The sequence below is a fragment of the Thalassovita sp. ABM4_323 genome, assembly GCF_056158665.1.
On the sequence record NZ_JBSWTS010000007.1, the window covers coordinates 1692800 to 1714581 of the forward strand.

Annotated in this window: 22 protein-coding genes; 10 read left to right on the forward strand and 12 right to left on the reverse strand. The window is 58.2% G+C overall.

The window, feature by feature from the left end:
* Nucleotides 1-258 precede the first annotated feature (258 nt).
* Nucleotides 259-1647 (forward strand): calcium-binding protein, encoded by a 1389-nt coding sequence (locus ACXADQ_RS10840; RefSeq protein ID WP_475320164.1) that lies wholly within the window; start codon nt 259-261, stop codon nt 1645-1647.
* A 152-nt stretch (nt 1648-1799) separates the two neighbouring features.
* Here ACXADQ_RS10840 and ACXADQ_RS10845 read toward each other — a convergent pair whose 3' ends face one another.
* The 9 genes from ACXADQ_RS10845 to ACXADQ_RS10885 form a co-directional block, all read right to left on the reverse strand.
* Nucleotides 1800-2975: a serine hydrolase domain-containing protein gene (locus ACXADQ_RS10845; RefSeq protein WP_475320167.1), complete on the reverse strand. Its 1176-nt coding sequence runs from the start codon at nt 2973-2975 to the stop codon at nt 1800-1802.
* On the reverse strand, nt 2972-3814 hold the full coding sequence (locus tag ACXADQ_RS10850; RefSeq protein ID WP_475320169.1) for a CPBP family intramembrane glutamic endopeptidase: 843 nt from the start codon (nt 3812-3814) through the stop codon (nt 2972-2974). Before ACXADQ_RS10850 ends, ACXADQ_RS10845 begins: the two co-directional genes overlap by 4 nt.
* 44 nt (nt 3815-3858) lie before the next feature.
* The gene (locus ACXADQ_RS10855) at nt 3859-4491 is read right to left on the reverse strand and encodes a TetR/AcrR family transcriptional regulator (protein WP_475320170.1); all 633 of its coding nucleotides are present in this window, start codon (nt 4489-4491) and stop codon (nt 3859-3861) included.
* A gap of 309 nt (nt 4492-4800) precedes the next feature.
* The gene (locus ACXADQ_RS10860) at nt 4801-6378 is read right to left on the reverse strand and encodes a long-chain-fatty-acid--CoA ligase (RefSeq protein WP_475320174.1); all 1578 of its coding nucleotides are present in this window, start codon (nt 6376-6378) and stop codon (nt 4801-4803) included.
* 23 nt (nt 6379-6401) lie between these two features.
* Nucleotides 6402-7502 (reverse strand): NAD(P)-dependent alcohol dehydrogenase, encoded by a 1101-nt coding sequence (locus ACXADQ_RS10865; RefSeq protein WP_475320178.1) that lies wholly within the window; start codon nt 7500-7502, stop codon nt 6402-6404.
* Nucleotides 7495-9030, reverse strand: a complete 1536-nt coding sequence (locus ACXADQ_RS10870; RefSeq protein ID WP_475320180.1) for an aldehyde dehydrogenase family protein — start codon at nt 9028-9030, stop codon at nt 7495-7497. The genes ACXADQ_RS10865 and ACXADQ_RS10870 overlap by 8 nt, the downstream gene beginning before the upstream one ends.
* Nucleotides 9027-9434, reverse strand: a complete 408-nt coding sequence (locus ACXADQ_RS10875; RefSeq protein WP_475320182.1) for an SCP2 sterol-binding domain-containing protein — start codon at nt 9432-9434, stop codon at nt 9027-9029. Before ACXADQ_RS10875 ends, ACXADQ_RS10870 begins: the two co-directional genes overlap by 4 nt.
* Before the next feature lie 12 nt (nt 9435-9446).
* Nucleotides 9447-9608: a hypothetical protein gene (locus ACXADQ_RS10880; RefSeq protein WP_475320184.1), complete on the reverse strand. Its 162-nt coding sequence runs from the start codon at nt 9606-9608 to the stop codon at nt 9447-9449.
* A 54-nt stretch (nt 9609-9662) separates the two neighbouring features.
* Nucleotides 9663-10301, reverse strand: coding sequence for a TetR/AcrR family transcriptional regulator (locus ACXADQ_RS10885; protein ID WP_475320186.1), 639 nt, complete (start codon nt 10299-10301; stop codon nt 9663-9665).
* Nucleotides 10302-10646: 345 nt separating this feature from the next.
* Between ACXADQ_RS10885 and ACXADQ_RS10890 the strand changes: the two genes are divergently transcribed.
* The 3 genes from ACXADQ_RS10890 (at nt 10647) to ACXADQ_RS10900 (ending at nt 13364) form a co-directional block, all read left to right on the forward strand.
* Nucleotides 10647-11456: an enoyl-CoA hydratase/isomerase family protein gene (locus ACXADQ_RS10890; RefSeq protein ID WP_475320191.1), complete on the forward strand. Its 810-nt coding sequence runs from the start codon at nt 10647-10649 to the stop codon at nt 11454-11456.
* Nucleotides 11457-11610: 154 nt separating this feature from the next.
* Complete coding sequence (locus ACXADQ_RS10895; RefSeq protein WP_475320194.1) at nt 11611-12417, forward strand: TIGR03084 family metal-binding protein; 807 nt, start codon at nt 11611-11613, stop codon at nt 12415-12417.
* An 80-nt stretch (nt 12418-12497) separates the two neighbouring features.
* Entirely contained in the window at nt 12498-13364 is an 867-nt protein-coding gene (locus ACXADQ_RS10900; RefSeq protein WP_475320197.1) for a beta-keto acid cleavage family enzyme, read from the forward strand.
* A gap of 35 nt (nt 13365-13399) precedes the next feature.
* Here the strand turns inward: ACXADQ_RS10900 and ACXADQ_RS10905 are convergent, their stop codons facing one another.
* The gene (locus tag ACXADQ_RS10905; protein WP_475320200.1) at nt 13400-14020 is read right to left on the reverse strand and encodes a TetR/AcrR family transcriptional regulator; all 621 of its coding nucleotides are present in this window, start codon (nt 14018-14020) and stop codon (nt 13400-13402) included.
* A 105-nt stretch (nt 14021-14125) separates the two neighbouring features.
* On the opposite strand from ACXADQ_RS10905, the gene ACXADQ_RS10910 reads away from it, so the two are divergent.
* The gene (locus ACXADQ_RS10910; RefSeq protein ID WP_475320201.1) at nt 14126-14443 is read left to right on the forward strand and encodes a YciI family protein; all 318 of its coding nucleotides are present in this window, start codon (nt 14126-14128) and stop codon (nt 14441-14443) included.
* A 10-nt stretch (nt 14444-14453) separates the two neighbouring features.
* Nucleotides 14454-14906, forward strand: a complete 453-nt coding sequence (locus ACXADQ_RS10915) for an MAPEG family protein (protein WP_475320203.1) — start codon at nt 14454-14456, stop codon at nt 14904-14906.
* Between the two features lie 147 nt (nt 14907-15053).
* On the opposite strand, the gene ACXADQ_RS10920 is transcribed toward ACXADQ_RS10915, so the two are convergent.
* Nucleotides 15054-16262, reverse strand: coding sequence for a serine hydrolase domain-containing protein (locus ACXADQ_RS10920; protein ID WP_475320207.1), 1209 nt, complete (start codon nt 16260-16262; stop codon nt 15054-15056).
* Nucleotides 16263-16374: 112 nt separating this feature from the next.
* On the opposite strand from ACXADQ_RS10920, the gene ACXADQ_RS10925 reads away from it, so the two are divergent.
* The gene (locus tag ACXADQ_RS10925; RefSeq protein WP_475320211.1) at nt 16375-17064 is read left to right on the forward strand and encodes a TetR/AcrR family transcriptional regulator; all 690 of its coding nucleotides are present in this window, start codon (nt 16375-16377) and stop codon (nt 17062-17064) included.
* Between the two features lie 115 nt (nt 17065-17179).
* Here the strand turns inward: ACXADQ_RS10925 and ACXADQ_RS10930 are convergent, their stop codons facing one another.
* Entirely contained in the window at nt 17180-18382 is a 1203-nt protein-coding gene (locus tag ACXADQ_RS10930) for a PucR family transcriptional regulator (RefSeq protein ID WP_475320214.1), read from the reverse strand.
* A gap of 74 nt (nt 18383-18456) precedes the next feature.
* Between ACXADQ_RS10930 and ACXADQ_RS10935 the strand changes: the two genes are divergently transcribed.
* From ACXADQ_RS10935 to ACXADQ_RS10945, 3 genes are read left to right on the forward strand one after another with little or no spacing between them, the layout of a single operon-like run.
* A complete protein-coding gene (locus ACXADQ_RS10935; protein WP_475320218.1) occupies nt 18457-19968 on the forward strand; it encodes a flavin-containing monooxygenase in 1512 nt (503 codons plus the stop codon).
* Nucleotides 19965-20894, forward strand: a complete 930-nt coding sequence (locus ACXADQ_RS10940) for an alpha/beta fold hydrolase (protein WP_475320220.1) — start codon at nt 19965-19967, stop codon at nt 20892-20894. The genes ACXADQ_RS10935 and ACXADQ_RS10940 overlap by 4 nt, the downstream gene beginning before the upstream one ends.
* A gap of 1 nt (nt 20895) precedes the next feature.
* Nucleotides 20896-21759, forward strand: a complete 864-nt coding sequence (locus ACXADQ_RS10945; RefSeq protein ID WP_475320224.1) for an SDR family NAD(P)-dependent oxidoreductase — start codon at nt 20896-20898, stop codon at nt 21757-21759.
* The last annotated feature ends 23 nt before the right edge of the window (nt 21760-21782 follow it).

Sequence of the window (21782 nt, forward strand, 5' to 3'; positions counted from 1 at the left end):
AACCCAAACAATACCGGCGAGCGACACGGATGCGCAGAAAATCACCCGTGCCCAGGCGGTCGCGCAGCTGCGCGAACACGCGGGTTCTGTCTGTGAAACGGTCCGTATCCATCAATCCTGTACAGTGTTTCAGGTGCATCCCCCCGGCGCTGGGCAGACGCGCCGAGGATACTAAGCGTTGAAAGGATTGCGATTTTGGGCGAAACTGGTGCCCAAGGCTCGACGAGCATTGGTATTTGGTTTTTAAGGAAGAGTGCTATGGAATTTCTGCTCATGTCTTTGTTGGGGATTGGGATATTTGCCGTTGCCCTGATGGATGGCGACACCCCCGAGCCACAAAGCGGACAAGACGCCGATCCGGACGCCTCTGATCCCACGGACACTGCGGATTCTACGCCCACAGAAGAGACAACCGACCTCTTGGCCCCGGAACCGCCATCGCTTGGGACGGATGCCATTGAGGTCACAGATGCAGTTGGGGCCATTGACGATAGCACGCAATCCGAAGGCCGCGCTTACCACGTGAGCGACGACAATTATGACATCGAAACTGGTCGCGGCGACGACACCCTGGTCGTCGACGGAAGTGTGCTTGGCACTGTGTTCCTGGGGGATGGCGATGATGCGGCCTGGGGCGGAGACCTGCGCGATGTGATGCGCGGCGAGGGCGGCGATGACAGCCTGTATGGGGGTGGTGGGGATGATGTTCTGGTGGATACCGAGGGCGAAAACATCCTTTTTGGAGGCGAGGGTGACGACTTCATTCGCGGCTCCAGCGGATCGACGCTTGTGGGCGGTGAGGGCGCGGATGAATTTGAGCTGACCCTGTCCTCAAACGCTGAAAACCCCCTGCAAGTGCTGGACTATGATCCCGAGACGGACCTGCTGAGTGGGATACATCTTTTGGTTTCGGATGGGGATACTTACGACGTGACCGCTGTCGCCCGCGAGGCAGGGGACGGTGCCAATCTGATGTTTGGTGATCGTGTACTCGCCGAGGTTTTCGGCGCCTCGGTCGATGACCTTATGGATATTCCGGTCCGTATCAGTCTTGATGGTGGGGCGTTCACGGATGATGAAACGGGTCACCTTATTGACGGCGATTACTTTTCACCCGAGACGATTTCTGCTGGTGGAGGGGATGATACGGTTAGTGGCGGTCCCGGGGACCTTGTCGATGCAGGAGACGGAAATGACCAGGTCGCGGTCCATGGCCAGTTCTCGCAAGACGTTTCGAACCCGAGCGACATGAGCACAGTTCAGGGGGGCTTGGGCGATGATATCATCCTGTCCAGCAACGGAAACGAGCTTGCCGGAGGAGAGGGCGCGGACATCTTTGGGCTGTCCCTGACGCAATATAACGCGGCCGGAACCGGGGCTGGCTTTGATCTAACCAAGTCTGTCATCACCGATTTCAATCCTGCTGAGGACGTTATCTACATCGAGAGCGGTTTTATCACGCAAGAGGGGGGCAGAGCCGACGAGCCAGAGGCCACCCTATCGATCGAGGTGTGGACAGACGGGTTGGGGGCGGACATCTTGGCAGGCGACCAGGTTATCGCTCGGGTGACGGGCGGACAATCGCTGCGCGTTGCGGATTTGATGATTGCCCAAAGCCTGGAATTGTCCCTGCTTGGATCTCATTGACGCAGACCTCAGCCGCTCGTTTCCGCGATCATCATCGTCTTTTCAAAACCGGGCAGATGTCGCGTCGCACAGCCTTGGAAAAGCTGGAGTACGTGAGGAAAAGGCAAGGGTTTTCGTCGGGGCAAAATGTGCTGCTGAAGGGTCGATTGCACCTACCTTTGGTCTTGCGGGCGGAGAAGCAAATCCGCAAGAGCTGCCTCCAGCGCCGGGACGAGATCGGTGGTATCATCCACGATGCCGACGTCACTATTGATTTGAAACGCAATCGTAAGGTTGTGATCCGCATAGTGTCTTAGGCTGGAAACGTAGCCGGGAATCCAACCACCGTGGCCATATACGGGTCCGTTTGGCGTGTTCTGATGGATCGCCACCCCTGCGCCGTAGAAAATGTCCGGTGCATCCGGGTGGACGGCGACTCCATCCAGCAAAGCGCCCAGATACTCTGTCTCCATCGCCATGCCCGAGAACAAAGCCTGCCCCCAAATTGCGAGCTCGGCCGAGGTGGACACAAATCCACCACCTGTCCATTCGATGACCGGGTTCCAGGTCAGGCGGCCGTCGTCATCCATCGTGCGGGGCGCGAGGCCAAAAGGATTGTCATTGATGGTATATCCAACCGCAAGGTCTTGGAGTGTGGGGCTGTTGGATGGGGCTGTGGCGGACAGGCCCAACGGATTCAGAAGGTGCTCGGCGGCCAGTTCAAACACGCGTGTCCCGGTCGCGGCCTCCAGGGTCAGGCCCAGTAAAATATAGCCCGTGTCGGAATAGCTCCAGGACGACCCAGCCTCGAAAAGCGCAGGTGTGTCCAACACGAAAGACACCAATTCCACAGGATCGAACCGCTCTGACTGCCCCATGGACATCAACCTGGGCGCCACGCCCTCGATGTGAACGTGGTCCGGCACCCCCGATGTGTGGGTGAGAAGATGAGCAATCGTCAAGTCCTTCGCGTTTGGTACGCGTGCGAACCACGGCTGATCCCCAAGGTATTTCGACACCAGATCGGTCCGGCTCAGCAGTCCCTCGGCTTCAAGGGACAGCACAAGCGCGCCCCAAATCGACTTGCCGATGCTTGCGGCCAACATCCGGGTCTTTGGTGTCATCGGGTGACCGGCCTCGACATCCGCAAGACCCACGGCAAAGCTCTGGACCTCTGTGTCAGGGGTCTTAAAGGCGACCGTCGCCCCCGGGAACCCGTAGGTTTCGTGAAAAGAGCCCAGCAGCGCCTGCATTTCGACCCTGAGATCTGACGGGTCGGCATGGGCGGCCAAGCTCGAGAAGATTAGCCAGGCGGGAACGAAGACTACCGCACGACAAAGCGATATCATGGATGTGCTCGGCGACGTTCGGGGATGACCTGTGTCACCGCGCCGGTCCGCGACAGCATGGTGTCTTGGTTCCACCACACCACGACCACCGCCACAGCGACCAGAATCCAGGTGTCGTATGGCTGCGCATCCGGCCAAAGTGGCAGGATCAACTGCCAGTGAAACAGCATCGGCCACAGCAGGCTGCCACGCCCCGAATTGAAAATGGGTGTCACAAGCACGGCCAGGGTGATGTTGCCAAGGAGGAATGGAAAGAAACTCCAGCCCGCGAAGACCGTACCGGACAAGAAGAACGCAGGAAGATGCCAGATGCCCCAGACGGTCCCGATGGTCATGCCCGCCCAAAGAGGCGCCACATGCCGTTGCAAGAGGGGCTGTGCGACGCCGCGCCAGCCGAACTCTTCGATCGGGCCCAGGAAGAGCATCATAAAGGAAAGGGCGATCATCGCGCTGGCGCTTTCGGGTGGCATGGGCGCAAGGAGAGGTCCCGATTTCAGGACAGACCCGAGCATATAGACAAGCGGGATGCCGACCAGGATGAAGACCAGCCAGAAGGTCGATAAGCGCCCGATAAAAAGCCGGGACAGAAAGGCTTTGAGCCCGGCGACTCCGCCATAGAAAAGCACAAGCCCAAACGCCGAGATCGCTGGCGCCCAGGTCGCCAAAAAGAATAACGGATGCGATCCGCTGATCTCTCCGAATGTCGAAAACGACCAGTCAGGCGCCACAATATACATTCCGACAACGCCCCATGTGAGGGCGAAGGTCAGAAGGAAGAAGCCGATCAAAGCAGAGGAGGGGACCTGAAAGGCCCGTGTTGGTGCAGCAACATCTGTCATGGAAATACTTCCTAAGGTTGAGAGGTGTGTCCCTGCTCATGCCTCTACTCCATCGCCCGAATGGGGTTCATGAAGCCAAAGCTTCCCGGCGCGGCGCCGAGTGCTTTTTCTATGATTGTCTGCGCCACCAGGCGCCGAGTGCGCAGTTCTGCGTCTGTAAATCCGAACAGATCGCCATCCGTCAGGAACTGAGTGCCCGTGAAGAGAAACTGGATGGTTTCCAGGGGGCGCGCGACGTCGAAGACGCCTTCGTCAATGCCTTGCTCGACGATCTGGGCAAGGATTGGTGACAGCTGTAGGACCGTCTGAATGTTGATGAGTTCGTGTAGCTCCCGGTTCTCGGGAAGATGCAGCATTTCAGCGACTTCAAGGCTGCCGTCATTGCCGATATGGCTGTTTCCCAGCAGCGCCTCCATCTTCTGCATCGCAGAGAGTGAGGGGGCATCGGCCACGCCATTGGCCATCTCGACGATCTGGTTCAGCGTCTTGTCTGCAATGGCTTCCAGAATGTCGGGCTTGGATTTGAAATAGTAATAGAACGTGCCCTTCGCGACCCCGATTTCGCGAATGATCATCTCGACCGAGCACTTGGCATATCCATGCTGACGAAACAGCCGCTCTGCTGTTTCGACGATCTCTGCGCGCCGTTCTTCTGGGGCTTTGATGATTCGTGCCAAGGCTGTCTCCGATTTGTGGCTCTTTTATTGACTGACGGTCAGTCAGTCAATATGCGTAAAACACTTGCCTGCCCGACAAATGGCTTTGGGCGCGGCATCATCCTTGTCCAATTCGGCCTGGAGGTTCATCGTGAGTGGTACGGCAATTCCTGCTCGGCGGGCGTGTGATCGCAAAGTCCATCAAAGTGGGGCGGGTCGTTGAATGCGCATCGGCCCCAAAATGGCCAGTCGAGAGTTCGGCCCTGCCCGGCGCAAATGATGGAATGGCCGCGCCGACATATATCGGCGCAGCCTGGTACGGAGGCCGTTTTATGAGCCGCTCGCCACTGCTAGCTGGCGTTCTTCGCGCGCCTTCAGTTCCTTCTTCCGGATCTTGCCTGTTGCCGTCATGGGCAGTGCGTCCATGAATTCGATGGCGCGCGGATATTTTTGCGCCGCCATCCGGTTCTTAGCCCAGGAAATGAGCTCTGCCTCGTTGATCTTGGCCCCTTCGGCCAGAACCACACAGGCCTTGATCTCTTCGCCCAGCCGGTCATCGGGGGTTCCGATCACCGCAACAAGGCTGATGGCCTCGTGTTCCGTCAGCATGGCCTCGACTTCGGCGGGATAGATGTTTTCACCGCCGCGAATGATCATTTCCTTGATCCGGTCGAGAATATACAGATACCCGTCCTCGTCGAATGTGCCCACATCGCCGGTATGCATCCAGCCGTCTCTGATCGCATCTGCGGTCTTTTCGGGGGCGCCGAAATAGCCCTTCATCACGTTGTGCCCCCGGCAGATGATCTCGCCCCGGTCGCCCGGCGCTACATCTTTGCCTTCCGGATCGACCACGCGCACATTCACCCCCCAAAACGGGGTGCCCACCGACCCGATCTTGCGATCCATATCCAACCGGTTGAACGTGATCCCAGGCGAGGTTTCGGACATGCCGTACCCCTCGATAATGGTGGTATGGAACTTTTCCTCAAACGCAGTCAGCGTCGCGCCGGGGATCGATTGGCCAGCAGAAATACAACAGCGCAGATGCTTGGAAATATTGTCCAGGTTCGCGTCTGTTTCGGTGTTCAGAAGCGCCCAATACATGGTCGGAACCCCGCAAAACACCGAGACGTTTTCGCGATCCAGTAGTTGCATCACTGGGCCAGGTTCAAACTTGGGAACCAGGACATGGGTCACGCCGTGGTAGATGCCCGAGGCCATTTGCACGATCAAACCAAAGACATGGAACAAGGGCAGGACCAACAACGACACATCACTGTCTTGATACTGCATCAGGTCGCGCAGCAACACGGTGTTCATCATCAGGTTCGAGTTGGTCAGTTCGGCCCCTTTGGGCGCACCCGTGGTGCCAGAGGTGTAGATGATGATTGCCGTGTCGTCGGCCTGCGTTTGAACAGGGTCAAACTCCACCGATTGCCCCTGCATCAAACGGCCAAGCGTCTGCGTGCCTTCAATCGGAGAAGCCGCAGCCGGATCCGCCGTGACCATAAAGAAGTGGTCGCAATCCGGGGCATTTTCGAAGGCTTCAAAACCCCACCCCCCCATCGGCAGAACCTCATTTCCCTCGAAACAGAAATAGGCCTTGGCCTTGCAATCCTTGAGGTGATACTCGATCTCGCCTGGCTTCAGCAGCACGTTCAGCGGTACCAAAACCGCGCCCGCCTTCAGAATGCCAAACAGGATCATCGGAAAATAGGGAACGCTCAGGCAGCTGACCGCCACCTTGTCCCCGGGGCGAATGCCCTTGGCCACCAACCCGTTCGCAACCTGATTTGCGGCCGCGTTGACCTGCGAATAGGTCAAAGTGGTGTCCATAAACTTGAACGCTGGATGATCCGGCCGACGGCGTGCGGTATCCTCCATAATGACGGAATAGTTCAGCATTGCTTCCTCCCTAACGCGATGCTTCAATTCATGATGACGACTGGTTTGACGACCGTGCCTGCCTTCGCGGCGGCGATGGCGGTCGCGATCTCCGAGAAATCGAATTTCTCGATCAGCCGGTCAAAGGGAAAGTCCCCTGCCTGCCACATCTCCAGAAGTTGGGGAATGAAGCGGTGCGGGTCTGCATCGCCCTCGATCACGCCAAGCAAATTGCGCCCCAACAAGAGGTGCCCCTGATCAATCATGATTTCGTTTTCCAAGCCGGCCAGGCCGACGGTGGCACAGCTGCCCGGGGTGCGCAGAACCTCGAGCGCCTGACGCACGACAGGTCCCACGCCCACGCAGTCGATGCTGAAGTCCAGCCCCGGGCTGGCGACCTCCATCACATCCCAAACCAAATCATCCGTTTCTGTTGGGTTGAACACGTGTGTCGCCCCAAGCTCTGTGGCCAGTTCCAACCGTTGAGCGTTCGGATCCACGGCCATGATGGTGTCGCACCTTGCGGCTTTGGCCGCCATCAGGGCTGCCAATCCGACGCTGCCCATGCCGAAAATGGCGATCGACTGGCCCGGTTTTGGTTTCAGAACGTTCAACACGGTCCCGGCGCCCGTCATGAAGCCACACCCCAGCGGACCAAGGATTTCAAGCGGCAGGGATTTGTCGACCTTGACCGCGTTGCGCTGGCTGACAATCGCCTCGGTCGCAAAGGTGGACTGGCCAAACCAGCTGCCGTGGAGCTCTCCTCCGTTGCATCCACACAGGGTCGGGGAGCCATCCATCCGGGTGCCGAAATAGTTCAGCGCGGCGAAGACCTCGCAATAGGCGGGGCGCCCATCCAGGCAAAACTCGCATTCGCCGCAGGTGTCAAAGCTCACCACCACATGATCACCCGGGACAAGATGCGAAACCTCGGACCCGACATTCACAACCACGCCTGCGCCTTCATGCCCCAGAACGACAGGGGTCGGCAGGGGCACCATCCCCTCGAGTGCGCTGAGGTCTGTGTGGCAAATTCCGACGCCATGCACTTTGATGTGCACCTCGTTCGGGGCCAGATCCGTCAGCGTCATCTCTTCAAGAGACAGCGCTTGCCCGGCTTCGTGAAGAACCGCTGCCTTAGCCATCGGACATGTCCTCCCACGGGGTCGAAACCACGACATCAAAGATATGAGCGTCGAGGCTGCGGGTCATGTCCGCGTGGATGAACTTGGTTTCGGTATACTCGTCCAGCGCTTGCGGACCCAGCTCGCGCCCAAGGCCAGATTGTTTATAGCCACCAAAGGGATAAAGGTGATTGACCATGTGCCAATCATTCACCCAAACGGTCCCGGATTCGATCTGCCGTGCAATTGCTACACCGCGCTCGGTATCCTGCGTCCAGACCCCTGCGGACAGCCCATATTCAGTGTCATTTGCAATGGCGATGGCTTCTTCGTCCGAGTGAATGCGGATCACCGACAGAACCGGGCCAAAGATCTCTTCACGGGCGATTTTCATATCGTTGGTGACGTCAGTGAAAATCGTCGGCTCGATCCAATATCCGCCCTCGACGGCCGTGGGATCACCGCCCCCAAGCGCAAGCGTCGCGCCCTCGGCCTTGCCCGCTTCGATATAGGATTGAATGCGCGCTTTTTGCCGGGCCGAGATGATCGGCCCCATATCGGTGTCAAAATCCATCGGGTCGCCCATGACCACGGTTTTGGCGCGGGCAATCAGGGCCTCCATGAACCTGTCATAGATCGCATCGTGCAACAGCAACCTTGTGCCGCTTTCACAGGCCTGTCCCGAATAGACAAGAAAGGCGAACAGCGTCCCGTCCACAGCTTCGCGCAGGTCCGCGTCTTCCAGAACGATATTCGGACCCTTGCCGCCCAATTCCAGCGTGACCTTCTTCAGGTTGTCGCTGGCGGCCTGCTGAACAAGCTTGCCCACGGCTGTCGAGCCGGTGAAGGCGATTTTGCGGACATCTGGATGCGCGGCCAGTTGGGCGCCGACAACTTGCCCAAGCCCGGTCACCACGTTTAGAACCCCGGCAGGCAGCCCGCATTCATGGGCGATTTCGGCAAATTTCAACAGGATCAAAGGCGTCTTTTCATCCGCCTTCACCACGATTGTGTTCCCGGCTGCCAGGGCGGGTCCGATTTTCCAGATCGCCAGCAACAGCGGGAAGTTCCACGGCACGATTGCGCCGCACACGCCGACGGGCTCTTTCCGGATCAATCCGGCGGCCAGCGTCGGATATTCGAGCATCGGCCCGGACTTCTCGAACTCATAGCTGCGCGCGCTGTCTGCAAAGTATCGCAGATGCGCGATCGCATAGCCCACGTGGAACGCGATCGCGGCCCGGATCGTCACCCCGTTTTCACGCACGTGTAGTTCGCAAAGCTCGTCAAGCTGCTCATTCATACGATCCGAGATCGCTTCAAGAATATCGGCGCGCTCTTCGGGGTCCATATTGCGCCAGTCCCCGCGCTCGTGGGCGGATTTGGCGGCCGCAATGGCTTGCGCCATCTCGTCTTCGCCCCCTGCGGCGGCGGTTCCTACAAGTTGCCCATCAATGGGCGACAGGATCTCGGTTCGATCAGGCGTGTCCACCCATTTGCCGTCAATATAGAGCGGCAAATGCAGGGCATCATTTGCAGAGTCTTTCACGCCGTCATCTCCGCATCTTTTTCGGCCATCATGGCTTTGTACTTTGGAAACAATGGCTTGGTCGCAGGGATCAACTTGAGGATTTTGGTAACCGGCCCTTTGGCCTTCACCTTGCCACGGGCCAGATTGACGGCGACGTTGTATTCACCACGCCAATATTTATTGGCGTCATCGGCCGACATCTGCATCCGTACATCTGGCTTGATGTCACTTTCACCCTCGTGGACGACAATGCCGTCCGGCTTCATTTCAATGGTCAGAATCGCGGACGGGCCGTTGTATTCCAGGCGCAGGGTGATGCCCGATGCCTTGAGCGCTGGCCCCACTTCCGGATCCCCATCAGCCTGGCGAAAAATCCCACCCAGATAATGATAAAGCTCCGCCGTATCTTTGAAGTAAGCCATGACATTTCCTCCCTACATGTTGGCTTCTGCATCGACGAAAATTTCGAGATGCAAATCGTGCTCTTCCGGGACGCGGGTGAAACGCGCAAAGTCCGTCTCGCCAACGCGTCGTAGATTCTGTTCGTCCTTCAGCGCTCGCCCTGTCATTTTGGCCGGCTCTTTGCTGAGGACCACGTGGGCCGCTTAGGCCATGATCGCAGGTGAAGATCAGTCTCTGCTGCGCCAGGTTCATCTTTCGACCCCTTTCAGGCGCACTTCCTCTGCGAGCATCTGTCCGAAACGATTGACCATTTGCTCCAATTGCGCGGGATCGTTCAGGAAGCGACCGTGAATGATCAGCCCCCGCAAAAAGGTCCGTGCCATGCTCCACAAAAGCGCGGCGTCTTCTTCAGAGCCGCTGACCGCGGTGAAGCGTTGGACTGCTGAACGGCAAATCTTGGCGTCCCAATCTTCAAGCATCGGACCGATTTCGGAATCGAGCTCTAAATCCGTGCGGCTGGCGACGATGATTTCGATAAAGGCGCGCCCCTCGCGTGTGTTCACAACGTGGCGCCAGTGAAACATCAAGAAATCCGCGACATTGCCGGACGCTGCCGCGCGGGCCGTGCCAGCGCCTGCCTGCGTGGGGCGGATCGCAGCCTCGAGCAATCGGCGGCACGCGAAGGTGATCATCTCTAGTTTCGAAGCAAAGTGATAGGTGAGGGCGCCACGAGACAGGCCAGAGAGCTGCTGGACGGCCGAGAATGTCGTCGCCGAATACCCTCTTTCGTCCAGGCTGGTCAGAATCGCCTCATAGACCGCATCCCGGGTCTCTTTGACTCTGTCCTCTTGGCTGCGCCGCTTGGGCTTGGTTTCTGGTTGCGCCATGCTTGTCTCCTTGTCGCCAACATACAGAACGTTCGGTCTTTTTCAATATTTTTATTGAACACCCGATAATAAACACATTATTAAAGTCGCATTGGGGAGTTTAAAGTATCAAAAACCGACCATAAGGTTTGTTATTTTCGGGGGGGGAGTATGCAGGTCACATCAAAGCTTTCGTCGGGGGTGGAGGTTTCTCAGACACACCGAATCACGATGCTGGGCGAATTCAAGATTTGCCGCCGCCCAGAGCAACACGGCAGGGTTCGGGCCATCTGCTTGCAACCCTGTTTGGAAGCCCAATCGCACACACTGTGCACGATCAGTTTTGGTGGAAGGAGGACGTAGCTGATGCTCCATCATTTGGAACAGGATTTTCAGCATCTCGATCTCGAACGACAGGGCGGATGGCTTACCGTCTGGTTCAACGAACCAGAGCGGCGCAACCCTTTGACATCGCAGCGTGTCACCGAAATCCTGCGATTGGCCGATTGGCTTGACAATGCCCCCGAGATCCGGGGCGTGGCCTTTCGCGGCCGAGGCGGCGTTTTCTGTGCCGGCGGAGATCTCAAGGCGTTCCTGTCCATGGCGGGTGACTCGGGCCGGACACTCGCTCGGTCGAGTGAAGCTGTCGCGCAAATGCTCGATCGGATACGGGCGCTGCCCCAGTTTACCGTCGCAATCGTGGAAGGTGCTGCAGTTGCCGGGGGGCTTGGGTTGTTGTGCGCCTGCGACCGGGTGATCACCTTGCCTGATGCAAAGTTCTCTTTGTCAGAGGTGAGAATAGGCTTGGTGGCGGCGCAGATCGCCCCGTTTGTGCTCGACCGGGTGGGGCCGGTGGGAACCCGATCCATGATGTTGCTGGGCGACTGGTGTGACGGCCAGGCTGCGGTGGCCGCTGGCCTTGCCGATACGATGTGCAGCTCGGAAATGCTTGAGGCCGAGATCACCAGTCTCAGGGCTCGCCTGGCCAAGGTGTCGCCGATGGCACTTGCGGCCACGAAATCGCTGTTGCGCGAGTTGCCGGGGTTGGATCGGACCGGCCAGATTGCGCTGGCGACCGAAGTCTTCGTTGCGGCGGCTCACTCAGAGGACGGGCGCGAAGGGCTGGCAAGCTTTGCCGAAAAACGACCCGCAGGATGGACGGAGAAACCAAGCTGATGCTGTGTAAGACCTTGCGCATTCCCAACCGTCGCCCGATCGCCCGCCGTGTCTTTCGATCCGCAAAATGGCCGGGTTTGCGCAGGGTTGCTGTCGGTTCAGATGCCGACGCGATTCACCCCGGCCCTATCTGTACCAGTCTGGAGACAACACAATGACCCTGAGCGAAGCTGCCGATTTCGGCGCCGAATCCGAAGCCCTTTTTGATGTGCTTGCCGGGCTGGGCGATGAGGCCTTCAAGACACCGACCCAGTTCAAAGGCTGGACCATCGAAGAGGTGCTGATCCATCTGCATTTCTGGAACCTTGCTGCGGATCTGTCTGCCCGGGACGAGCCTGCATTTCAGGCGCTGATTGGCCGTGTTTTGCCAGCGATCTCTGGCCGCGGATTCCGTGAGATCGAGAACGAAGAGGTCGGGCCGCGCGGCACAGCTCTGCGCGACATCTGGCACGAAAATGCGCAGGCCATGGCGCAGCGTTGGAGCACGATGGACCCCAAGACGCGATTGCCCTGGGCTGGGCCGTCCATGTCTGCGCGTTCGTCCATGACAGCGCGACAAATGGAGACCTGGGCGCATGGGTCCGAGATCTTCGACGTGCTTGGACAGCCGCGCCCTCAGACAGACCGGATCAAGAATATCGTGGTTCTGGGCGTGAACACATTCGCCTGGTCGCATCAGGTTCAGGGGCTGCCGGTGCCCGAAAAAATGCCACGCCTGACCCTGACCCTACCGTCTGGAACGGTTTTCGAAGCCGGAGAAGAAGACGCTGGGCGCATTGTTGGACCTGCCGTGGATTTTGCCGCCGTTGTCACCCAGACCCGCGCGTTCGCAGACACTGATCTGGTGGCTGAAGGCCCGGTTGCGCTTGGCTGGATGTCCACCGCGCAGTGTTTTGCGGGCGGGGCAGAAACGCCTCCGCGCCCCGGCAGCCGATATGTGGCGAAGGCCGCGACATGCTGAAACCTGCGCTGGCGCTCGACACCCTGTCATCTCAACATATGTCCCCCGCCCGCTTGGCTGCGGCGCAATAGGAGCAGATCATGGACAAAGCTATTCTCACCTGTGCCCTAAACGGCGTTTTGACCGATCCCACGCGACATCCGGTTCCGGTCACGCCCCACGAGTGCGCCACAAGTGCGCGCCAAGCCATGGAGGCCGGGGCGTCGATCATCCATATCCATTTTCGTCAGCAAGCCGAAGGCAAAGGGCATTTGCCCTCTTGGGAGCCGAGCGTGGCCATCGAAATTGTCGACGCGATCCGGCAGGCCTGCCCGGGGATTATCATAAATGCGACCACCGGGACGGTTGGACCGGATTACAAAGGCGCGCTGGCCTGTGTCGAGGCCCTGCGCCCCGAAATCGCGGCCTGTAATGCGGGCAGCCTCAACTATCTGAAAATCCGCTCAAACGGCGATTGGGCCTGGCCGCCTATGCTGTTCGATAACACTCCGGAGAAAGTGCAGGATTTCATCGACGTGATGGCGAAATCCGGGACTCTGCCCGAATTCGAGTGTTTCGATACCGGTATCGTCCGCTCGGTTGCGATGTATGTGAAAAATGGCATGACCGCGCGTGCTCAGTACAATCTGGTGATGGGGGTTGCCTCGGGGATGCCCGTTAGCCCGGTTCTTTTGGAGTTCTTGCAGGAGTACCTGCTGCCCGGTGCATTCTGGCAGGCCACCCTGATCGGGCGGTCCGAGATTTGGGAAACCCATCAAAAGGCCGCCGATCTGGGCGGGATGCTGCGCACCGGGGTCGAGGATACGTTCTATCTGCCCAATGGCGATAAAACGCTGTCCAATGGGCAACTGATTGAAGCACTGGCAAATTGTGCAAGGAATGCAGGGCGAGAGATCGCATCCCCGCAAGAGGCCAGAGATTTGCTGCAGCTCAGTGGGGCCAATTGAGCACAAGCGGTTTTGTCGGCGCCTCGCACACTTGGTCACAATTCCCGTGATGGGGTGGGCTGGTTTGGCAGGGAGGATACAGCCTGTGTCGCAGCGCTATGCGCGGCGGATCTGATCTCTTCTGCCAGTTGAGAGCTGGGCAGCGTGCGCGCCAGCACCATCCCCCCGACGCACAACGCCGCGCTGACCAGCGCGTCCTGGTGACGGTTGGTTTTGTCGTCGGGCATGGCATTCTCGAACAGCCAGACCATTGCCGTGAGAAGATGCTGGAACGCCTCTTGTGTTTCCGTATCCGCCCGCGCCACATCCGAGGGCAGCGCGATCATCGGGCATTGCCCGGCGACATCGCCCAGATGTTCGTTCGACAAATACGCATCCACCATCTGTACCGCCATCTCGGGTTTGAGATCACTGAGGTCGATCCCGGCCTCTTGACGCCACTGCGCCCCGCGCCCCATCAAGAAACTGGAAACGGCAGCGCTGAACAGCGCCTCCTTGTTCTTGAAATGGTTATAGAACCCGCCTCGGGTCAAACCGGCCTGCTGCATCACCTGATCAATCGTGACGTTCTGAAATCCGTGCTGATTGAACAGGATCCGGGCGGCCTCGACAATCTTTGCGCGCGTCGCTTCTCGGTGTTCTGGGCTGTAGGGCATGGCAATTCCTTTCTGAGACCCACTTTAGCGCGTCTCAAAATATGTTCTTTAACATAAATAGAATGATGTCATGAAATGGGCCAAACCTTCAGAACAGGAGCCGATATGCCCAAATTCTTGCTGATTTATCACGGACAACCAGACATTCAGACCCCCGAGGACGGGGCAAAGCATATGGCGGCCTGGAAGGCATGGAATGCCAGTTTGGGGGCCGCTTTCGTTGACCCGGGGCTTCCTGTCGGCATCTCCAAGACGATCACGCCCAATGGAATCGAAGACCACGGGGGCCCCAATCCCGCCTCTGGCATGACCGTGATCCAAGCCGACACCATGGACGCGGCGATCGACCTTGCGCGTGACTGTCCTCATCTCAGTGGCAGCGGTACAATCGAAATCGCCGAGGCGATGGATCTGGATATGTGAGGAGCCCAAAATGGAAACAATTTTTGACGCAGTGCCCTATCTGGCCGGCTACCGTTTGGCATTTCTTGTGCTGGCTGGAAATGCGCTGATCACCCTGTTGCAGAATTTCGCGACCGCGCCGTTGTCCTTTGTGCATCAGGAACAGGTTCCCGGGATGCCGGTTCGATTTGATCATTCGAAGCTGAGCTTTCGTGCGTTGCGGACCTATGCCAACTCTGCCGAGAGTTTTCCTGCCTTTGGCTGGGCCTTGCTGATGGCGATCCTGGCCGGTGCCGCGCCCCTTCTGGTGAACGGATTGGCGGGGGGATACTTCGTCAGTCGCTTGGCGTTCTGGGCGCTGTATTATTCCGGTATCGGCAAACCGGCCGGTGGCCCCAGAACGATGGTTTTTGTCGTGGGATTGCTGTGCAACATCGGGCTGGCCGTCACAGCCATCTGGGCGCTTTGGCCGGGGGCAGGGTGACGCGACGGGCCGCAACGCACAACGACTTGGTTCGGCCGCGCAGTCCATACAAGAGGCGAGCAGACGCTCGCTCGCATTTTCGGACCAGGATTGACGCTCAGAGATGTCCCCGCAGCGATCACGCGCTGCGGGATGAGGTTTGGCTGCTTACTTGGCGAGCAGGCGTTCGGTAATCTGGCCGAACAGAGCATACATTTCCTCGCCGCGACCGATCGGTTCGGGGGTGTAGCTGGCCTTGAAAATCACGATGCTGTTGACCGGGTCCACATAGATGTATTGGTTGTGCAGGCCCTGAGCAGCGAACAGGGGTGTCCCGCGCAATGTCCACCATTGGTACCCATACCCATAGGGCAGACCGGGGAATGTTTCATCATAGATTCCGCCGGCGGTTGTCATGGCTTTGACCCAATCGGCCGGGATGATCTGAGTGCCGTCTTCGCGGGCCCCCTGTTGCAGGATCAACTGTCCATAGCGCGCGTGGTCACGGGCTGTGGCAGCGAAACCTGCACCAAAGAATTCACGACCTTCGCCCTCGGGACCATCCATGATCCAATAGGCGTCCGAGGTCATACCGGCCGGTTTCCACAGTTTCTCGGACATGTAGTCCGCGCCCGTCTTGCCGACGACGCGTTCCACCAGACATCCCAAGACTGAGGTATCCAGCGTACTGTAGTTGAACGCCGCCCCCGGGGCATTTTTCCCAGGTACGCTTTCATTGGCCGCATAGTCGCACCAACGGAAGGCATAGCCGACATTAGCGCCGTCATGCACTTTGGTCAGCTGGGTTTCAGAGCCAAATTCGTAGACTTCAAGCCAATCCGCCCCAGAGCGCATCCGCAGGACGTCATCAATCGTGGGGCCATCATATCCGGTTCCCTTCATTTCCGGCAGGTACTTGGTAATCGGGTCTGAAAGATCCTCGATCAACCCATCTTGCAAAGCGAAACCAACAAGCGATGCGACATAGGACTTCGCGACCGAGAAGGTCATGAATTGCGTGTCTTCGTCGCTGCCATTGCGATAGGTTTCATACGCGATGGCCCCGTCTTTGAGCACCACCAACGCGTTGGTGTCGAGCCATTCAAGCGCATCGTCAAGCGCGCGCATTTCGCCACCGATCATATACGCGCCGCTCAGATCCACGGGGGACGAGGCCAGAGCCCAGCTATTGTCTCCGGCTGGAACATCGCGCGAGGCAAACAGCTGATCCATATGCTGATTGGCGAGATAGTTGAACGACGGATGGAACATTTGCGCGCGCGCTTCCATCAGTGTTGGCGAGCGCCAGTCGATCTGATCGGCGCTGGCCATTGTCGCGCCAGAGCACAAGAGCGCTGCTGTAAACAGGTGTTTCATGAGATTTTCCTCTGTTGGTTTGGCGTTTTTGATCTTAAAGTTACCAATGGTTACTTTATTCAGGAAAATCCCCGCTGCTGTCAAGACTAGCGCTGGGTCAGCGAAGGTTGGTATGATCAACCCTATGGAATCAAAAAAAAATCAGTCCAAGAAAACCTATCACCATCAGAACCTGCCAAAGGCCCTGTTGGAAACGGCTCTGAAGCTCCTTCAGGAAAGGGGGCGGCCTGATTTTACGATGCGAGAGTTGGCTAAGCTGAATGGCGTAACTCACGCTGCCGCCTACAAACATTTTGCAAACAAGGCGGCGCTATTGGATGCCTTGGTGGCCCATGGCTATGACACCTTCGCTCAAATCCAAGAGCAAGAGCTGGCCAAAACCGGCTCCGCTCCGCCAGAGAGGCTGTTCGCGCTCTCGAAGGCGTTCATGCGGTTTACCCAGCACCACCAAAGCCTCTATACGCTGGTCTTTTCCCATTCCACCGAGACCTCGACAGGCCAAAACCTGACGCGAATCGCGTCGGCTCGGGCTTTTCAGACTTTGGTGTCTGTGGTGCAGGAATGTCAGGCCATTGATTACGTGATTGATGGGCCGCCAGAGAGAATTGCGGCCTATTTGACCTTGGCACCCCACGGGTTGGCAGGAATGAAAACCTTTTCTGTTCGCCCGATCGATGTGCCAAATGACATTTTCCCCTCCGAGGTCCAAGCCAGCGCACTTTGTCTTATCGCCGTGCTAAAGCATCCACCCAGCGAAGAAGAACGGCTTAAACTGCTGGAGCCACCCAGCGGTCAGCCCTAGCATCTCTGGTGGGTGGCACAAGGTCGCTTTGCCAGTCGAGCTGGCCAACAGAATATCCACATTCTGATCGTCAGAGACCTTGCGCCAAAGAACCAGAAACGGGGCGGGGATCTGATCAATGAGGTGTGTGGTTTGTCCAATGGTCCAGCTCTAGCGCCATCATGACATCCAGACGCGTTTCACCGTTCAGCGCCGATGGCAGCAGGTCCTGCGCGCGCGCCAATTGTTGCGACAAAGTATTTCGATGGATGCCCAGAGCCTTGGCGGTTTCCGCCGCATTTGACCCTTCGCGCAGATAGATACGCAGCGCGCGGCGCAACGGAGGAGGGGCGTCCAGCAGCGCCCCCAAGCATTCCAGGGCATATCGCGCCCGTGCACTTGGATCAGCGGTGAAGGTCGCCACGCTGCGAATGGTGTCATAGCGCGCCATTGCGTATTCGGGGTTCGCATCGGACAGGATGCGACGCGTGGTTTGGGCCTGTTTCAAGCTGCGTTTAAATCCTTCGGGCCCAGCAAGGGGTGCGCCAACCGCAATGCGGATTTCAGGCCCGCTCTGGGCGCTTAGCACATTGTCTGGCAGCGATTTGGGCAACCACAACCAGCATGTCTCGGGATCGACCATGATCATCAAAGCATCCCGCGAGCCAGCCATCTCGATCAGAGACTGGGCGACATCCTCGATATGTGCTGTGTCCGCAGCGTCGGAGCGGCTCCAGATAATGTGGGCGCAATGGGTGCGATCCAATCGGTAGCTCAGCTGCTGTCCAACAGTCGCCGGATGCGTCGCGCGGCCTTCGAGAAAGTCGAAGACAAGCTGGCGCCTTTGGGCGTGACGGCTTTGCGTCAGCATCATCTGTTCGCGCTCGATTTGCCGACGAAGCCCCTCCAATGTCACGTCAACAAAGTTGTTGATCGAGCGCGATGAAAAGGAAAGGGCCTCTTTCAGGATGTCCTTGTCGTCAGACATCTGAAACAGAACCTGCATCCAATTGGTCCAGGCTACGTGTTGTCCGACGCGATAGGCTTTTTCTGCCAGTTGATCGATGCCCAGACGCGCCTGTTCTCGGGTGATCTGCTGCAACTCGGGCGACAGGTTGGCCGGAACAGGTTGATGCGGCGCGGCCAGTGTTTGTTGCGTCCAGTGGCGCACGTTCATCCGGTTGGCGCTGTAGATCAATCGTTGCAATTCGGTGTCGGGCAACTGAACGGAGTCCAGAACGGCAGCATCCAGCTCGACAATGAAAAGGTCGAAGTGTTCCAGAATGAACGTGGCTCCTTTTTGAAGAAGCGCAGCCGCATCGGCAGAGATTTTGTGCATTATGCTGAAACCTTTCCAATCTTTTATGCATTCTGCATATATCAATTGGTTGGGCAAGAGGGCTTACTTGGCCTATGAAACGCGCCCTAAACTTAGAAACCGAGCATTTCGATGTTCTGATTGTTGGTGCCGGCCTGTCCGGAATTGGATGTGCCTGCGCTCTGACGCAGAGCTTCCCGGATCTGCGTATCGGATTGATAGAAGCCCGCAACAGGATCGGTGGTACCTGGGATCTCTTTCGGTATCCAGGCATCCGCTCGGACTCGGATCTCTATACGTTCAGCTATGATTTCAAACCCTGGACCAAGCACGATGCGATTGCGTCGGGTGGGGACATTCTGGACTATTTGGACGAAACCGTTGCGGAATACGACCTGCAACAAAAGATAACGTTCTCGCACCGGGTGGTTGGCGCGAACTGGAACAGCGCCGAGGCCATGTGGGAGGTCAGCGTCCAGAGCACCCTCGATCCCGAGGCGCAGCCCCAAAAATTGCGGTGTCGCTGGTTGTACGGTGCCTCGGGGTATTATGACTATGACGAGGGATTTTCCCCCACCTTCAAGAACCAGAACGATTTTGCCGGTCAGATCGTCCATCCGCAGCATTGGCCCCAAGACCTGGACTACGCGGGCAGGCGCATTGTGATGATTGGCAGTGGCGCGACGGCCGTGACCCTGTTGCCCGAACTCGCACAAAGAGCCGCGCATGTGGTTCAGGTGCAGCGCAGCCCGACCTATGTTGTGGCGCGGCCGAAGTCAGACAAACTGGCCCTGTTGACGAACAGGCTGTTGCCTGCGGCGTGGGCGCATCGGCTGAACCGGTATCGCTATATTCTGTTTCAACGCTATACCTACCTGTTTTGTCAGCGGTTTCCCAAATTGGCACGGCGCTTGATCCGCAGCCACACGCGCAAGCACCTTCCCGCGGCGTATCCGGTCGATGTTGACTTTAACCCGCCTTACGATCCGTGGGATCAGCGGTTGTGCGCGGCACCCGACGGAGACTTTTTCGACGCGATTTCAAACGGGTCTGCGTCGATCTGCACCGCTGGCGTGGATAGCTTTACCAAAGACGGAGTCCGCCTGAGCAATGGTCAGACGCTTGAGGCCGACATCATTATTACCGCGACGGGGCTGAAATTGCGGCTGTTTGGCGGGATTGATCTGCGCATCGATGGGGACCAGATCAACACGGCCGGTCGGTATGTCTATAAGGGTTTGATGTTGGACGGTGTGCCAAACTTCTGTTTCGCCGTCGGATACACAAATTCATCCTGGACATTGAAAGTAGGCCTGCTGAACGATCATTTCTGCCGGGTGCTGCGCCATATGCAGGATCGCGATTTGAACGTTTGCGTCCCCCGGAAACCGACCGCGCCAATGCCCAGCCGTCCCTTGCTGGATTTCGGGGCTGGCTATGTGAAACGGGCCATACCGTTCTTGCCAAAGCAAGGGGACAGGTACCCGTGGCAAATGACCTTTAGCTACTTCTCGGATGCCAAGCTATTTCGGCGTGGTCGCGTCGACGCACCCGAATTGCAGTTTTCATCTGTGCCCCGTGCCCCCAGCGAAAGCTCGGCTGCATGAGCGCGCCTGATCCAGACCAGTTTGTGACGCTGGCGACCGGCGGGCGGATCTGCTTTCGTAGTCTCGGAGAGGGCACGCCGATGGTGCTGCTGGCCGGTATCGGATTGGATATGACCTATTGGCCTGGGGGCTTGCTCGAGGGGTTGCAGAAAGCCGGGTTTCAACTGATCTTGCTGGACAACCGAGATGCCGGGCGTTCGATGCTGGGAACCAAGGATCAACCCAGCCTGTGGCGCCTTGCGATGAACCAGTTGCGCTCGGACGATTATGCGCTGTCTGACATGGCAGACGATACCATCGCCGTCATGGATCACCTGGGCCACGCGCAGTTTCATGTTCTGGGGTTTTCGATGGGCGGCATGATCGCACAGGAAATCGGTATCAGATTCCCGGAACGCGTGTTGGGTCTTACCTGTCTATCGACAACGACCGGAGCGCCTCTGGTTGGGCATCCTTCGATCGCTGCGGTGATTGCGTTGTTGCGCAGGCCGCCAGACAGCTGCGAAAGCTATGTCGCGTTCTATCTGCGTGTGATGCGTTTGATCGCGGGGCGGGACTATCCGCTGAACGAGGCCCAGGCCGAGGCATATGCGAGACGGGCCTGGGCGCGTGGTATCGGTCCGACCGCACAGACCCCGCTGGGCAGCGCCAGCGCACGTCTGCGCCGTCAGTTGGGGGCGATCAAGAAATCCGGCAACCGAACGCAGCGTCTGCGCTCGGTTCTGGCGCCGACATTGGTCGTGCATGCGGATCGCGACAAGTTGGTGGCCCCAAGCGGTGGGCAGGACCTGGTCAGGGTGATCCCCAATGCCGAATTGGTAATCCTAAAGGGCGCTGGGCATGACCTGGCAGACGGCTTGGTGTCGACCCTTGTGGAGGCCATTGCCCGCAAGCACCAGCACGCGCCAAGGCGACAGAGGGCCTGATATGCTGTTTTCACACAAGACCGATTTTCAAGACAAAGTCGCCGTTGTCACCGGAGCGGGCTCGGGTATCGGGCGGGCCTTGGCATTGGGCTTGGCCAAGCGCGGTGCTCGGCTGGCGCTGTCAGACATCAATGCTGCGGGCTTGGCTGAAACGGAAAATCTGCTGCGCCAGACTGGCGCCGAGGTCGACATTTGCCCTCTGGATGTTGCCGACAAAACCGCGATCACACCCTACGCCACCCGCGTCCAAGATCGGTTCGGGGCTGTGCATCAGCTGTACAACAACGCGGGCACGACTCTGGGATCGCGCGAGTTCCTGGAAATGGCAGACACCCATATCGAGACCATTCTACAGGTGAATCTGATGGGGGTTTTGTGGACCAGCAAGGCCTTTCTGCCGCATTTGATTGCCAGCGGAGACGGAGCCCTGGTGAATATCTCCAGCTTGAACGGTGTCATGGCGCAGCAGGGCTTGTCGGCCTATTGCGCCAGCAAATTTGCGGTGCGCGGCCTGACTGACACGCTGCGCGTTGAAATGCAAGAAGCCGGGCATCCGGTACGGGTCACCGTGGTGCATCCCGGAGGAGTCGCCACGAACATTGCCAATGCGGCCATTCCCGAGGATGCAAGCCTGAGCGATGACGAGAGGCGCGAGGCCAAACGGCGGGCGGAGCTCTATAACGCGCGATTGCTGCGGATGCCCGCCGAACGGGCGGCGGACCGCATTCTGAACGGCGTGCGTCGCGGCAAGGGCCGCATTTTGATCACCAAAGAGGCCTATGTGACCGACCTGATGGTTCGATGCCTCCCGGCGTCGTACCCGGGAATTCTGGCGCGATATGGATCCCGCCTGCTGGGTCTTTAGCGGTATAGTAGGGAGGAAGAAAA